Here is a 680-nt window from a genome sequence, read left to right on the forward strand (position 1 = left end):
GCGATCTCACAGAGACCCGACCTGGATCTCGTCGGGGTGTGGGTGCACTCCCCCGAGAAGGACGGCAAGGACGCGGGTGAACTCGCCAACGGGCAGCCGATCGGGGTGGCCGCCACCACCGATGCGGATGCGCTGATCGGGCTCAAACCCGATTGTGTCATCTATTCGGCCAGCGGGCCGGAACGTGATGCGCTGGCCGTCCCGGACTATGTGAGGCTGCTCAGCGCAGGGATAAACGTGGTGACCACCAGCACCACCCGCCTGGTCAACCCCCACGCCTACGAACCGGTCGAGTGGCGCGACCAGATGGAGCAGGCGGCGAAGAAGGGGAGTGCATCCTTTTACGCCTCCGGGATCTTCCCCGGTTTCGGCTCCGACCAGCTGGCGTTGGTGCTCGCCACGCAGTCGAAGCGGATCCAGCGTCTGACCGTCACCGAGGTCGCGCTCAACGATCACTACCCGGTGGCCGACGTGATGATGAACGGCATGGGCTTTGGTCGTCCCCTGGATTTCGAACCGCTGCTGAAGACGCCTGGGTTCATCGAAATGGCTTGGCGGGCACCGATTCATCTGATGGCCGCCGGTCTCGGCGTGGAGGTCGAGGAGGTCCGCGGCACCCTCGACCGCCGCGTCACGGACCGCGACATCGAGGTGGCGTTCGGCACTATCGAGGCGGGGAC

1 pseudogene is annotated in these 680 nt (G+C 65.6%); it reads left to right on the forward strand.

Going from position 1 to position 680, the window contains the following annotated elements:
* A pseudogene (locus A5698_RS18265) lies at nt 1–680 on the forward strand (dihydrodipicolinate reductase); the annotation flags it as partial.

Origin of the sequence: Mycobacterium sp. E136 (genome assembly GCF_001666865.1) — a bacterium.
Taxonomy (GTDB): Bacteria; Actinomycetota; Actinomycetes; order Mycobacteriales; family Mycobacteriaceae; genus Mycobacterium.